A 13,577-nucleotide genomic window follows, 5' to 3' on the forward strand; every position below is an offset into this window, starting at 1 on the left:
CCGCGCCCACCGCCTCGCGCCCTGGCGCGGACACCGTACGAACTGGCGGCGGAACCCGGTCTGTCCGGCGACCACGACTGCATGCTGTGTGCCTACCTCTGCCGTGCCCGGCCTCGCCGACCTCACAGCCCGCGGCCCGGCCGCGGGCTATATCTGGGACCTAGCCCGCCGCGAGGACGGCCTGCTGGGTGGTGCTGCTCGGCGCCGACGGCGTCCCGGGCGGCACCTGACGGACCCCCCGTACTCACCGTGCGCGAACATGGCCCGCACGGTGAGTGCGGCGGGCGGCCCGTCCGTACGTATCGCAGAGCACGTGATCCCGAAGACGGAGCGGTGACGTGGGCGAGGAACGCGGCGGCAGCCGACGGGGCACCCGGCGACTGCGCAGCCTGGTGGTGCTGGGCGCCGTGCTGGGCCTGCTCCTGCTCGGCGGGGCGGCCCCCGCCTCGGCGCACGCCGCCCTGCGCGGCACCGACCCGGAGGACGGCGGCGTCGTCGCGTCCGCCCCCCGGCACCTCACCCTGACCTTCACCGAGTCCGTCGGCCTGCTCGACGACTCCCTGCGCGTCTACGACCCGGGCAACCGGCGGGTCGCCACCGGCGAGGCCCGGCATGCGCCCGGCCGCTCCGACACGGCCCGGGTGAGCCTGCCGGACGGGCTCGGCACCGGCACCTTCACCGTGGCCTGGCGGGTCGTCTCGGCCGACAGCCACCCGATCGCGGGCGCGTTCACCTTCTCCGTCGGCAAACCCTCCCCGACCACGGTGTCCGTGCCCGAAGGACCCGACGAGGACCCCGTCACCGGCGGCCTCTACGGCACCGCCCGCTACGCCGCCTACCTCGGCTTCGCCCTGCTCGTCGGCGCCCTGACCTTCCTCGCCCGCTGCCGGCCGCCGCACCCCGGACGGCTGCGGCGCGTGGTCGCGGCGGGCTGGTGGACCCTGGTCGCCGCCACCGCGGTCCTGTTCGTGCTGCGCGCCCCCTACGAGGCGGGCACCGGCCCGGCCGCCGCCCTCGACCCCTCGGCGCTGACCCGTACCGCCACGAGCCGTCCGGGGCTCACCCTGCTGGCCCGGCTCGCGCTGCTGCTCGTCGCCGGAGCGCTGCTCACGCGGCTGCGGCGGCGCTCACGCGCGGCGCTCGCGGCGGGGGCCGTGCTCGCCGTCGCGCTGGCACTGACCTGGGCGGCGGCCGAGCACGCATCCGCCGGCATCCAGGTGCCCCTGGCGATGGCCTCCGCCGTGCTGCACCTGCTGGCCACGGGGGTCTGGCTGGGCGGCCTGGCGGCCCTGCTCACCACGCTGTACCGGGCCCCGGAGGACGTACCGGCGGCCGTGGTCGTCCGGTTCTCCCGGGTGGCCTTCGCCGCCGTGACCGTCCTCGTCGGCACCGGCGTCTACCAGTCCTGGCGCGGCCTCGGCTCCTGGGAGGCGCTCAGCGGCACGTCGTACGGCCGGATCCTGGTCGCCAAGCTGGCGGCGGTGGCGCTGCTGCTGGCCGTGGCCGGCCGGTCCCGGCGGTGGACCGCGCGGCTGGTGCCGGCGGGGGCCGAGGTCCGGCCGGAGCGGGTGCCCGAGCCGGTGCCGGTGCTGGTGCCGGAGCCGGAGCCGGTCGGTGGTCCGCCGTCCCGTCCGCAGGCCTCCCGGGCGGACGGTCCGCCCGGCCCGCCTGCCGGAGACGGGCCGCCCGCCGGGGAGGGGCCGCCCGCCGGGGACGGCCCGCCCGCTCCGGAACCGGACCGCCGTGCGCTGCGCCGGTCCGTGCTCGCCGAAGCGGCCGTCGGTGTCGTGGTGCTGGGGCTCACGACCGTGCTGACCGGCACCCTGCCGGGCCGGGCGGCGGCCGAGGCCGCGGCGGCGGCACCGGCGACCGACATACCGGCCGCGTCCGTCACGACGGTGCCCTTCACCATCGGCAGCGCGCGCGGCAGGGTGCAGGTCACGCTGGACCCAGGCCGGGTGGGCCGAACCTCCGTACAGGCCGTGGTGCTCGGGCCCGACGGCGGGCTGTCCACCGTCCCCGAACTGCGGCTCTCCTTCACCCTGCCCGCCCAGCGGATCGGCCCGATCGACGCCAAGGTCTCCGACCTGGGCGGCTATTGGGGCACCGGCTCCCTCAACCTGCCCATCCCCGGCACCTGGACGATGAAGGTGACGGTGCGGGTGTCGGACCTGGACCAGGTGACGGTGACGCACCCGATCCGGGTCACTCCGTGAGACGGTTGCCGACCGGGTGGGGCGGGGGCGTGACGTCGTCAGTTGTGTGCGGTCGTGCCGTGGCTGGTCGCGCCGTTCCCCGCGCCTCTGCGTTGTCGGTCGGCTGCGGTGCCGTCGTGGTCGCTCGCGCCCGCGCGGCGGAGCCGTGGATCGGCGCAGCCCCACGCCTCTTTGGGGCGCCCCCCGCTTGACTTTGCCTGGTCTTTACAACCCGGGATGGAGGTGCGTCGTCTCCTCGCTTGATCCGTGACCGCCCGTCGACCACCGGGCGGAGAGACGAAAGAGAGCGATCCGATGCGCCGAATTGTCCTGAGTGTCATGGCACTCGCGTGCACCGCCGTGCTGGCGGGCACCACGCCCGCGTTCGCCGACGGGACGGCACCCTCCCCGGTCCCGAGCAGGGCCGCCACCCCCGCCACCCCCGTGGCCACCCCCGCCACCGAGCCGACCAAGGCGCCGAAGCCGGTGCCCACCCGCGTGCCGGGCGTGGCGGAGACCCGGGCGCCGTCCCGGGGGCAGGTCTCCGTCGTGCCGGAGGGCGCGCCCGACACCGGGGTGAGCGCGCCGTCCGCGGGGTCCGGGTCCTCGGCCGGGCTGCTCGGCGGGGGCGCCGCCGCGGCCCTCGTCGCGGCCGGCGGTGCGGTCTTCGTCGTACGTCGTCGGCGGGCGGCCGGGACCACCGGGGCATGACCCCGCTCTCCAGGCGCGGTTTCGCCGCCGCGGGGCTGGCGACGCTGCTCACCGGCTGCGGCGGCCGGACGGACCGGCCGGCCGCGACCGCGGCCCGGGGAAGTAAAGGGGACGGCGCGGCGGCCTCGACGGGTACGGGAGCCGCGCCGCGCCCGCTCGCCCGTTCGGTCCCGGTCCGGCTGCTGATCCCGGCCATCGGCGTGGACACCCCGCTTTTGCGACTGGGGCTCGCGGCGGACCGCACCGTGCAGGTGCCGCCGGTCACCGCGCACGACCGGGCGGGCTGGTACCGGCACTCGCCGACACCGGGCCAGGTCGGACCGTCGGTCATCCTCGGCCATGTCACGGTCGGCGCCTACGGCGACGGAGTCTTCCGGCATCTGGCGCGGCTGCGCCGCGGCGAGACGATCACGGCACGCCTGGAGAACGGCGCGCGGGCGGAGTTCGCCGTCACCCGGGTGCGGACCGTCGCCAAGGCGGACTTCCCGGCCGACGAGGTCTACGGGGACGTGAACCGGCCCGAGCTGCGCCTTATCACCTGTGGCGGCCCGCACACCGGCGCCGGCTACTCGGACAACGTGATCGTCTTCGCCGCGCTGAGCGGCACCGCCCCCTGACCGAGCGGGGCGCGGGGCCGGGTCCGCGGAACGCGCCCCGCGGGCCCGGCATCCTCCCCCACGGGTGCCGCCCCGCCCGGCCCCCCCACATGCCCCCCACGCGCCCCCGAGGCGTGACGAACCTGGAGAGTGTTGAAACGGTCCCGCGACAAGGCAGCGTCCGAACTGTTCGCCGCCCTGTATCCGCGTCTCGCCGGCTGGTGCCGCCGTCTCGTCGACGACGACGAGACGGCCCACGAGATCGCCTCCGAGGCGTTCACCCGGCTCTGGGCCCGCTGGACGTCCGTGGACGAACCCCGCGGCTTCCTCTATGCCACCGCGGCCAATATCGTCCGCGACCACTGGCGTCGGCTGGAACGCGAACGCAGGGCCGTGCGCCGGGTGACCACGGAGGCCGCCGTCCGCCCGCACGCCGAGGCACCGGACCCGTCGGTCCGCCTCCTGGTGCAGTCCCTGCCGGAACGGCTGCGCGTCCCGATCCTCCTCCACTACTACGCTGACATGCCGATCCGGGAGGTGTCCGTGCTGACCGGGCGCAAGGAAGGAACCGTCAAGGCCGACCTGCACGCGGCCCGGGAACTGCTCCGCGTCCACCTGAGGAGAAGCCTTGACCACACGCTTTGACGGCGACCCGGAGTTCGCGCCCGACGACCCCCTCCTGGTGGTCCTGCGTCCCCCGGCCGAGCACCTCGGCCCGCCCGCCGGCCGCTACGAGGCGATCCGCCGGGCCGCGGCCCGCCGCAAGCTGCTGCGCGCCGCGGCCGGCGTCGGCCTGACCTGTGCGGTGGCCGCCCTCGTCGCGCTGCCCCTGCATCTGTCGGCACCGGCCGCCCCCGCCGTCCCGACGGTCCCGCTCGCGCCCCCGGCCCCTACCGCGGCGCCGGCGTCCCGGCCCCCGGCCACGTCCCCGTCCCCGACGCCTTCGGCGGCGGCGGAGACCGCGACTCCGGGCCCCGCCCGCGCCTCCCGGGGTGCCGTCGGCCCGCCGAGCAGCGCCCGGACCCCCGTCCCCGACCCGTCGTCATCGAAGACGGCCGTCCCCGGCACCGCGCCCTCGGCCCGCCCGTCCCGGGGCGTCCCCACGCCGACGAGCGTCAATCGGTCCGCACTCGACCGCGAATTTGGCTGATTCCAGGTCGGTGGACCGGCATCGGGAAAGCGGAGCCTGTCCTCTTATCAGCCAGTCGGTCCGTGACTGATTGTCGTCGTACAACACCTTCTGCCCATCAGGCAATTGCCTGGTGGGCATGCCTATGTGTGCCGCCGGGCGACCCCTGTTCGCGCTTGATCGGTCTCTCTCCGTAGTGTGTGCGACCGGAAGCAGGCAGTCCGCCTTATCGCACCCATAAGAAGGAGCGCAAGATGCCGCATTTCAGCCAACATCACAAATTGATCTTGGCTGAGATGGGTCGATAAGTGGACAATTTCTTGGGCGGTCAGCCTGGGGCGAAGAACCACTGCCTACGAACGACCTCCGGATCCAGCCGGACACGGAGGCAGCGTGTTGGAGGGGTTGTGGAACGCTATTTCACCAGCGGATGGCATGAGGATCTACGGCGTCGCGTGCGGGAGTTCGCCGAGCGGGAGGTGCGCCCGCGGATTCCCGAGATGGAGGCTTCCAGGACGGTCTCGCACGAACTGTCAAGGCTCATAGCCCGGCAGGGCTGGATCGGCGTGACCATCGGCAGGGAGTACGGCGGGATGGGGGCCGGGCACCTGGCCAAGACCATCATCATCGAGGAACTCGCCCGTGTCTGCGGGGCCATGGGAGCCATGGCGCAAGCCTCCCAGCTCGGCGTCGCCAAAATCATCCACTTCGGCAACGCGCTGCAGCGGCGGACCTGGCTGCCACGCATCGCCTCCGGCGACTGCCTGCCGACGATCGCGGTCACCGAGCCGGAATCGGGCGGCCATGTCCTCGGCATGGGCAGCACCGCCGTCCGCGACGGCGACGACTACATCCTCAACGGCCGCAAGGTCTTCGTCGGCAACAGCCACGTCGGCGATGTGCACGGAGTGGTGGTCCGCACCGGTGAGGGCTCGAAGGGGCTGTCCGCCTTCCTTGTCGAGTCCGACCGCCCGGGCTTCTCGCTCGCCCCGCACCGGCCCGCCATGGGCCTGCACGGATTCAGTTTCGGTGAACTCGTCTTCGACAACTGCCGGGTGCCGGCGGCCAATCTGCTCGGCGGAGAGGGCCAGGGCCTGGCCGTCGCCTACTCGTCGAGCGTGCTGTACGGGCGGCCCAACCTCACGGCGGTCTCGCTCGGCATCCACCAGGCGGCCTTCGAGGAGACCACCGCGCTGTGCATCGAGCGCGAACGGTACGGCGCACCGCTCGCCAAGCTGAACAGCATCAAGCTCAGGCTGGGCAGGATGAAGTCACGGCTGATGACGGCGAGGCTGGCCGCCTACCACGCCGTACACCTGCTCGACCAGGGGCTGCCGTGCGACACGGAGCTGATGAACGCCAAGTACCTCAATTATGAGTCGGCCGTCGAATCGGCCGGTGACGCCATGGAGATCCACGCGGCGAGCGGCCTGTTCACCGACCGCCCGGTCGAGCGCTATCTGCGGGACGCGCACCACATCTACGCCCCCGCGGGCACCTCGGACATCCAACTGCTGCGGCTCGGCGAGGTCGCCCTGGGCACGGCCAAGGGCCAGTGGTCCGAGCGGCTGTCCGGTCTCGTCCGCACCGTGGAGCCGCGCCGCCGGCTCGGACAGCTGGAGACGGCGGGCCTGGGCTGAACGACCGGGAGCCACGGACACAGCGTCGTGCCCGCGGCTCCCGCGCATCGGCCCAGGACCGCTCTACAGCGGGGCGCTCGCCCCGCGGCGGCTCAGATCCCGCCCCGGTTCTCCAACTCGTGAATCCTCTCCACCAGTTGCTGGGCCATCGACTTGATGGTCGCCAGGCCGTCCCGCCCCCACGGGTGGGTGTCCGTGTCCACGACGCAGATGGTGCCCAGGGCCATCCCGGTCTTCCAGTCGATGAGCGGCGCGCCCATGTACGAGCGGATGCCGATCTCGTCCACGACGCGGTTCCCGGCGAACCGCGGATAGTCGCAGACGTCCTCCAGCACAAGCGCCTTCTTGCGCACCACGACATGCGGGCAGTAGCCCTGGTCGCGCGTCATCGTCCGGCCGACCTGGGGCTGCTGCTGCGGCGTCGCCTCCAGCTGCACGCCCGGCCGGCCGGCGGCGTACAGACCGGCGAAGTACTGCCGGTTCTCGTCGATGAAGTTGACCATCGAGAACGGCGCGCCGGTGACATGCGCCAGATTGCGCGCGAACTCGTCGAACTCCGGCACGGGGGTGTCCCCGATGCCGAGTTCGCGCAGCCGGGCCACCCGGGCGGGCGCGTCCCGGTCCTCCGGGGTCAGCAGCAGATGGCCGGTCGGGTCGAAGGAGGTGTTGTAGGGAACCGGGGCTGACATGCAGGCTCCATTCGGTCGCGGTGAGCTGGCCTCAGCGCGACGGGTTAAGCTCCGCGGGCGAGATGCCGGGAGTCGAGGCGAGCAGGTGCTGGACGAGGGCGATCAACACGCGGGTTCCGGAGTTGCACTGCCGTGCGTCGCACATCACGACGGGGACGTCGGGTTTGAGATCGAGGGCCGCGCGTATTTCTTCGGCGTCGTAGTGGTAGGCGCCGTCGAACTCGTTGACGGCCACGATGAACCCGATGCCGCGCCGCTCGAAGAAGTCGACCGCGGCGAAACAGTGGTCGAGCCGCCGGGTGTCCGCGAGCACCACCGCGCCCAGCGCCCCGTTGGACAGCTCGTCCCACATGAACCAGAAGCGTTCCTGCCCGGGCGTGCCGAACAGATACAGGACGTTGTCCGGGTTCAGGGTGATACGGCCGAAGTCCATCGCCACGGTCGTCGTTGTCTTGTCCTCGATGCCCACCAGGCTGTCCGTACGAGCGCTGACACTCGTCAGCAACTCCTCGGTGCTCAGCGGCTCGATCTCGCTGACCGCTCCGACGAAGGTGGTCTTGCCGACCCCGAAGCCCCCGGCGATGAGGATCTTCAGGGCGGTCGGAAAGGGGTCAGAGCCGCTTGCGAAGGCCACGCAGCACCGCCTCCAGGAGGTTGCGATCGGTCGGGGAGGCCGCCTCTACGACGCGGGGCGCCCGCGTGGTGAGCGCCCTGTGCGTCACGAGGTCGGAGAGCAGAACTTTGGTGATGACGGCCGGCAGCCGCAGATGGGCGGCCAGCTCGGCCACCGACATGGGCGCGTCGCACAGCGCGAGGAGCTGGTCGTAGTCCGGGCCGAGATACGTCTGCGGCCGGGTGCCGGTGGCCATCACCATGGTCAGCAGGTCGAAGTGGGCCGAGGGACGAGTGCGCCCGTTGCTGACCGTGTACGGCCGTACCAGCCGCCCGGCCGCGTCATCGAGCCACGACCCGTCCTCCGCGTCCGTCATGCTCAGCGCCCCGGATCCATCGACGCGCCCGCCACACGCTGGCGGGCGGGCGTGGCCAGGTACGGGCGGACGCTCTTGACCAGCATGGCCATCTCGTAGCCGAGCACCGCCGCGTCGGCCTCCCGGTCGGCGAGGACGGCCAGGCAGGCGCCGGAGCCCGCCGCGCACACGAACAGCAGCACGGTGTCCAGCTCCACCACCACCTGCCGTACATCGGCCCCCTGCGCGAACTGCATGCCCGCGCTGCGGGCCAGCGAGTGGAGGCCGGACGCCAGGGCGGCCAGATGTTCCGCTTCGGCAACCGTGTCGAGCCCGTCGAAGGCCTTCGCCAGTCCGTCGGAAGACAGCAAAAGGGCACTGCGGGTGTAGGGGACCCGCTGGACGAGGCCGGCCAGAAGCCAGTCCAGATTCTTCGACTGGCCGGCATGCATGTCGCTCACGTGGCGTTCTTCTCCTCGTTTCGAGTACGGAGCCTGCGGTCAGCGAGAGCTGTCGGTGGGAGGCTCGTCGGGTTCATGATCAGCGAGGCTGACTCCGCGCTGGAAGCTGGCCATCAGTCCAGGATCGTGCTCCACCTCCTGCTCGTCGTCCCGACGGGGGGCGGGACCGTTGCGCAGTTCCGGTACCAAGTGCTCCTGTGCGCGGCGCTGCGGCAGCCGCGGCCGGTCGTTCTGGGCGTGCGGGGAAGCATGCTCGTGGGGTGCCGGCGGCGCTCCGGCGCCCCGCGCGTACGGCTGTGCGGGCACGGGCGCGGGCGCGGGCGACCCGGTCCGGGCCTGCGGCAGCGGCTGCCGCTGGGCGGGCTGCTGGGCGGGTGCCGCCTGCGCGGCCTGGTACTGCGCGGACGGCACCTGGGCCGGGTGACCCTGGGCGGCGGCCCGGTGCGTGGGGGGCAGCTGCGCCCCGGGGACCCGGGCCTGCGGCAGTTGGGCCTGCGGGGCCTGGGTCTGCGGGACCTGGGTCTGCGGCGGCAGTTGGGCCTGCGGTGCCTGGGTCTGTGGCGGCAGTTGGGCCTGCGGGGCCTGGGCGTGCGGGACCTGGGTCTGTGGCGGCAGTTGGGCCTGCGGGACCTGGGTCTGTGGCGGCAGTTGGGCCTGCGGTGCCTGGGCCTGCGGCAGCTGGGCCGGCGGGACGTGCGCCTGCGCGGGCATCTCGGCGGGGGCCTCGACCTCCTCGTCGCCGATCAGCCCGGGCGGGATCACCAGGATGGCCTGGACGCCGCCGTAGATGTTGCTCTGCAGCCGGACCGCGATGCCGTGCCGACGGGCCAGCGCGGACACCACGTACAGGCCGATACGGCCGTCGGCAAGCAGCTTGCTGAGGTCGATGCGGTCCGGCTCGGCGAGCAGTGTGTTGATCCGCGTCTGCTCCTGCAAGGGCATGCCCAGACCGCGGTCCTCGACCTCGACGGCCAGCCCCGCGGTCACCCGCTGCGCGCGCAGCAGGACTTGGGCGTGCGGCTCGGAGAACATCGTGGCGTTCTCGACGAGTTCGGCCAGCAGGTGGATGACGTCGGCGACGGCGTGGCCGCGCAGCGTGCCCTCGATCGGCGGCACCAGCTTGACCCGCGAATAGTGCTCGACCTCGGCGATGGAGGACCGCAGCACCTCGGTCAGGGTCACCGGGCGGGTCCACTGCCGGCGGGACACCGAGCCGCCGAGCACGGCGACGTTCTCCGCGTGCCGGCGGATGCGGGTGGCCAGGTGGTCGACGTGGAAGAGGCCCTTGAGCAGCTCCGGGTCCTCGACCTCGTTCTCCAGCTGGTCGAGCATGTTGATCGCGCGGTGCACGAGCGACTGCAGGCGCCGGGCGAGGTTGACGAAGACCTCGACCTTCTCCTCGCTGTCCGGCGAGGAGGTGCGGGAGAACTGCGCCGTGCGCGCGACCGCCGTCCTGGCCTGCCACATGCTGACGTTGATCTCGTAGGCGAGCCGGCCGAGCGCGTCGCCTCGCGGCGGTGCCTGGTGGGTGAACGGCTGCTGCTCCACCTGCTCGCCCTGCTCCAGCCGGCGCAGCACGTCCTGCAGATCGGCCTGGCCCGCGGCGACGGCGCGGCGCAGCGACTCGTACTGCCGTGACACCGACCGGCTCTCGGCGCCGCCCGCGTACCCGGCTCCGGCCAGGACGCCGCAGCCGAGAACGGCGGCGGCGGTGAGCACGCCCCAGGTGGCCGCGTCGGCGGTACCCTCCTGGCTGCGCAGCACGAAGAGCACGACGGCGGCGGCCAGCAGCGCCATCAGCGCCGCCGGCAGCACCGCGAGCCGGACCACGGGCGAGCGGCGGGAACGAATGGCCGAATCCGTCGGCGCGTCCTGGGTCGGCGGCCGGGCATGTCTGTTCCGCGTCGAGGGCGGCGCCGTCACCCGGCCGGGCTCCGAACTCACTGCATAGGGCGGGGTTTCGGGCATCGGAGTCCTCTCGGTCATGCAGTTGGGGACACGCGGCGCACAGCGCGGACCAACTGTCAACTCCGGTATGGAATCAGACAGTTAATAGGACAGCTACCCTACGCCAATCTCATTCTTGTGACGTAATCCCCGTATCGCGGATACGGCACCGTGACCGGCCAAAACAAGGCACGGCTACTCCCTAGCACAGCGGAGACGTGCGTCCGTGAAAGGTTCGTGAATCTCCGCTTCCGGAACCCTGTTTCAAGCCTCCCCCGCAACTGCTCAGCCGGACCGGCTCCGGAGCACGGCGAAGGCTCCGGCCTGTTCCGGCCGGAGCCTCCGCTTCCCTTCTCGCTGCTGTGTTTGTCGGTGCCTTTGGCGTCCTCGCCGTCAGCGGGTCACCGTACGACGATCACCACGGGCGAGTTGCCGTAGCCGTAGCCGTACCCGTACGGGCTGAAGCCGTACGGGCTGAACCCGTAGCCGCCGAACCCGCCGTACCCGCCGTACCCGCAGAATCGGTTGAAGCCACCGAAGCCGCATCCGCCGCCGTTCGCCAGGCTGGTGTGCGACAGTGACGCGACGCCGTGCGTAGGGACCGCTGCCGAGGCCGGACTGGCGGCCACTCCCGTTCCGACGATCGCACCGCCTGCGAGGAGAGCGGCGGCCAAGGTTCGCATGACCGGTTTCCTGCGCATATTTCGGCCTCCTTTGCCCCGGTGAGTCCTCACTCATACCGGTGTATCCCCTCGCTCCAGGTAACACCGGATCGGCTGAACGGACCACCCGAGCACCCCGCACCCCGGACCTCAGCCGCCCCCAAGTGGCCGTTCACCGCCCGGAAAGCGGCGATCAGCGGGGTCCCGCCCGGCAAGAGAGCCCCCGCGCCCCCTTCGCCCGTTGAGGTGAAGGACGGTACGGAGAGTGACGCCTCGAAGCGGGGAGTCCCCACGGACCAGGACGGCCGGATGCCGCCGTCCGAGGACGGCCGGCCGCCGGCTGCGGCCACGACGTACGACGGTGGTCTGCCCGCGGGCAGGGCAGGCGGCGCGTCCTGCCGCAGAACGATGCGCCTGGGGTATCCGCTCCGGACAAGCCCGGCCAGGGCGCGGCGGCGTGCCGCCGCGCGGCCGGGGCGTTTCCCACGCCACCCCTCCCGGACGACGCACCCCCACCCCCACTGCACGACCCCATGACCACCCGCGCAATCCGCCCCTGCGCCAACCCACCACCTAAGACCCAAGCCCCAGAGGGTGGGAGGGCCGCGCGGGGCCGCGCGCCGGGAAAACGCCGCCGGTCGGGCCGGTGCCCTCGAACCGCACGTTGGGCGGGCACCGGCGCTGCGGCACAGGTCCCTGGCCGGGTGACGCGTGGCGGCGCCCGGGCTCCCCGCGGCGGTGCCACGGGGCTTCGTCCCCCAGGGCGGCCGGTGAGTGAACGCGGGGCCTGCGGTCGGCGGGCGGGCGGGCGTGGGGTCGCGGTCGGGTGCTCGCCGCTTGCCCCCGTGTCTCCGGCCGGGCCCGGCCGGAGCCGTGGGCTGGACCGATCGTGGGGCCGTGGCGGAGCCTGATCCCGTGCCCGAGAACCCCGCTCCGCTCCCCACCCCGCCGTGGTCCGTGCGGCCCGCGGCCCGCGCCTGGCGCTGCGCCCCCGCGCCCGCCGCGGCCAGGGCCTTCCACACCGCCTTGCCCGACTACGCACCCACGCCCCTGACCCCGCTCCCCGCCCTGGCGGCGGAACTGGGCGTGGGCCAGGTCTTCGCCAAGGACGAGTCCTGCCGTCTGGGCCTGCCCGCGTTCAAGGCGCTCGGCGCGTCCTGGGCGATCCACCGCGCCCTCGCCGAACGGGCCGCGAGCGGCGCGGAGCCCGGCCCGGCTCGGTCCGGCCGTTGCCGGTGACCCACAGCCCGCCGCGGCCGTCGGGAACGATCGCGCGCAGGTAGAGATCGGCGAGCGCTCCCGGGACGTCCTTCCACGCGGTGCCGCCCCAGGGGGCGACGCCCGGCACGGGCGGACCGGCATCGGATCCGTCGGTCCATCCGGCGGCGTAGACGCTGTCCGGTGCCACGGCGGCGATCCTGGCGGTGTCCGTACCGGTGCGTACGGGGGGCTCCTCCATCAGCGTCCAGGTGGTGCCGTCCCAGTGGTACGTCACCGGGTGGCCCCGTCCACCGGGTACCGCATGCCGGTGGCGCAGGCGTCGTTCGCCGAGAGGGCGTCGATGTCCCGGATGTCGACCGGGTCCGGCAGTGCGAAGGTCTGCCACCTGCCGTCGGAGGAGGGATTCCCGCCCGACAGGACCCGCGTCACCGATCCCGGACACCGGGGAACGCCGAGAAGCCGAGTCGCCATCGCGGCTCGGCTTCTCGTTCCCGTGAGGCACCGGAGCCGGTCCAGGACCGGCTGCCGAAGCCACCGCACTCGTGAGAGCTAGGCCGCCTTGGCTCGCGTGGTACGCAGGGCCGAGGCGGGCTCCGGTACGTCCTGGAGCAGGAAGGTCTCGTCCTCCCCGAAGTCCGGGGCTTGGAAGGGGTTCGTCGTCGGGGGCGGCGATGCTGGAGCGGCACGACGGGGTTGCCCTTCCGGGGCGGAGAACAGCGACGTCAGATCGATGAGAGGTCTCGCTTTCGTTGCAGGTCCCTGAAGGGGCCTGGCGTGCCGTGACCGGGCACAGCGGTCCTAGAGCTTGGTCATCTTGGCGTACGGGCTCAGGATCCGCATCTGTGCCGAGCCGAAATCCACGAGCACCGCGATTCCGTCCTCGATGCCGATGACCCGGCCGAGGCCGTACATGTCATGGGTGACCTGGTCGCCGACGGCGAAGTGCTTGGGAGCCGGCGCGACCGGGGGTTTGAAGGGGCTGGTGGGCAAATGACGCTTCGGTGCAGCAGGCTTAGTCATTGCCCCCAGTATGCGCCTACGAACCGCGCTGGTGGCCGACTCTCACGGGTGGAGACAGCTGATCGTAGGACTCCACTCCGGCGAGAGCCGAGTCTGCCGACCGACCGGCAGACGGACGGGGCCGGGCGGTTCGGTCACATAGGAGGCCGAACCGCCCGTACCCTTCGTGGTATCTACGGCGTCACATAGCGGGCGCCGAACACTGGAGGCAATACCTCGTGCTGATCGCTCAGCGTCCCTCACTGACCGAAGAGGTCGTCGACGAGTTCCGTTCCCGGTTCGTGATCGAACCGCTGGAGCCGGGCTTCGGCTACACCCTCGGCAACTCGCTCCGTCGC

General features: G+C 72.7%; 15 protein-coding genes and 2 pseudogenes. 9 read left to right on the plus strand and 8 right to left on the minus strand.

The features are described from left to right. Positions 1 to 7: 7 nt before the first annotated feature. From ABT245_RS28495 to ABT245_RS28525, 7 genes and pseudogenes are all read left to right on the plus strand, one after another. Positions 8 to 221: pseudogene (locus ABT245_RS28495) on the plus strand (penicillin acylase family protein); the annotation flags it as partial. A 171-nt stretch (positions 222 to 392) separates the two neighbouring features. Further along, positions 393 to 2,216 (plus strand): copper resistance CopC/CopD family protein, encoded by a 1,824-nt coding sequence (locus ABT245_RS28500; protein ID WP_351738627.1) that lies wholly within the window; start codon positions 393 to 395, stop codon positions 2,214 to 2,216. A gap of 294 nt (positions 2,217 to 2,510) precedes the next feature. Continuing rightward, positions 2,511 to 2,906: a sortase-dependent protein gene (locus ABT245_RS28505; RefSeq protein WP_351738587.1), complete on the plus strand. Its 396-nt coding sequence runs from the start codon at positions 2,511 to 2,513 to the stop codon at positions 2,904 to 2,906. Beyond that, positions 2,903 to 3,523, plus strand: a complete 621-nt coding sequence (locus ABT245_RS28510) for a class F sortase (RefSeq protein WP_351738590.1) — start codon at positions 2,903 to 2,905, stop codon at positions 3,521 to 3,523. The genes ABT245_RS28505 and ABT245_RS28510 overlap by 4 nt, the downstream gene beginning before the upstream one ends. 132 nt (positions 3,524 to 3,655) lie before the next feature. Beyond that, entirely contained in the window at positions 3,656 to 4,147 is a 492-nt protein-coding gene (locus ABT245_RS28515; RefSeq protein WP_351738593.1) for an RNA polymerase sigma factor, read from the plus strand. Then, positions 4,131 to 4,652, plus strand: coding sequence for a hypothetical protein (locus ABT245_RS28520; protein ID WP_351738595.1), 522 nt, complete (start codon positions 4,131 to 4,133; stop codon positions 4,650 to 4,652). The genes ABT245_RS28515 and ABT245_RS28520 overlap by 17 nt, the downstream gene beginning before the upstream one ends. Before the next feature lie 386 nt (positions 4,653 to 5,038). Beyond that, positions 5,039 to 6,271: an acyl-CoA dehydrogenase family protein gene (locus tag ABT245_RS28525; protein WP_351738598.1), complete on the plus strand. Its 1,233-nt coding sequence runs from the start codon at positions 5,039 to 5,041 to the stop codon at positions 6,269 to 6,271. A 92-nt stretch (positions 6,272 to 6,363) separates the two neighbouring features. Here the strand turns inward: ABT245_RS28525 and ABT245_RS28530 are convergent, their stop codons facing one another. The 6 genes from ABT245_RS28530 to ABT245_RS28555 form a co-directional block, all read right to left on the minus strand. After that, positions 6,364 to 6,960, minus strand: a complete 597-nt coding sequence (locus ABT245_RS28530) for a GAF domain-containing protein (protein WP_351738600.1) — start codon at positions 6,958 to 6,960, stop codon at positions 6,364 to 6,366. Between the two features lie 31 nt (positions 6,961 to 6,991). Then, a complete protein-coding gene (locus ABT245_RS28535; RefSeq protein ID WP_351738603.1) occupies positions 6,992 to 7,594 on the minus strand; it encodes a GTP-binding protein in 603 nt (200 codons plus the stop codon). Beyond that, a complete protein-coding gene (locus ABT245_RS28540; RefSeq protein WP_351738606.1) occupies positions 7,572 to 7,949 on the minus strand; it encodes a DUF742 domain-containing protein in 378 nt (125 codons plus the stop codon). Before ABT245_RS28540 ends, ABT245_RS28535 begins: the two co-directional genes overlap by 23 nt. A 2-nt stretch (positions 7,950 to 7,951) precedes the next feature. After that, positions 7,952 to 8,380 carry a roadblock/LC7 domain-containing protein gene (locus tag ABT245_RS28545; protein ID WP_351738629.1) on the minus strand — a complete coding sequence of 143 codons (429 nt, stop codon included), beginning with the start codon at positions 8,378 to 8,380 and terminating at the stop codon, positions 7,952 to 7,954. Between the two features lie 48 nt (positions 8,381 to 8,428). Next, positions 8,429 to 10,357 (minus strand): sensor histidine kinase, encoded by a 1,929-nt coding sequence (locus tag ABT245_RS28550; protein WP_351738608.1) that lies wholly within the window; start codon positions 10,355 to 10,357, stop codon positions 8,429 to 8,431. Between the two features lie 380 nt (positions 10,358 to 10,737). After that, positions 10,738 to 11,019, minus strand: coding sequence for a hypothetical protein (locus ABT245_RS28555; RefSeq protein ID WP_351738611.1), 282 nt, complete (start codon positions 11,017 to 11,019; stop codon positions 10,738 to 10,740). 876 nt (positions 11,020 to 11,895) lie between these two features. On the opposite strand from ABT245_RS28555, the gene ABT245_RS28560 reads away from it, so the two are divergent. After that, complete coding sequence (locus tag ABT245_RS28560) at positions 11,896 to 12,237, plus strand: hypothetical protein (protein ID WP_502982211.1); 342 nt, start codon at positions 11,896 to 11,898, stop codon at positions 12,235 to 12,237. A gap of 252 nt (positions 12,238 to 12,489) precedes the next feature. Here the strand turns inward: ABT245_RS28560 and ABT245_RS28565 are convergent, their stop codons facing one another. Both ABT245_RS28565 and ABT245_RS28570 read right to left on the minus strand, forming a co-directional pair. Next, positions 12,490 to 12,690 (minus strand): hypothetical protein, encoded by a 201-nt coding sequence (locus ABT245_RS28565; RefSeq protein ID WP_351738613.1) that lies wholly within the window; start codon positions 12,688 to 12,690, stop codon positions 12,490 to 12,492. Between the two features lie 327 nt (positions 12,691 to 13,017). After that, positions 13,018 to 13,239 (minus strand): CarD family transcriptional regulator, encoded by a 222-nt coding sequence (locus tag ABT245_RS28570; RefSeq protein WP_351738615.1) that lies wholly within the window; start codon positions 13,237 to 13,239, stop codon positions 13,018 to 13,020. A gap of 218 nt (positions 13,240 to 13,457) precedes the next feature. Here ABT245_RS28570 and ABT245_RS28575 point away from each other — a divergent pair. Further along, positions 13,458 to 13,577: pseudogene (locus ABT245_RS28575) on the plus strand (DNA-directed RNA polymerase subunit alpha); the annotation flags it as partial.

Source organism: Streptomyces sp. NPDC001508 (assembly GCF_040298665.1).
Taxonomy (GTDB): domain Bacteria; phylum Actinomycetota; class Actinomycetes; order Streptomycetales; family Streptomycetaceae; genus Streptomyces.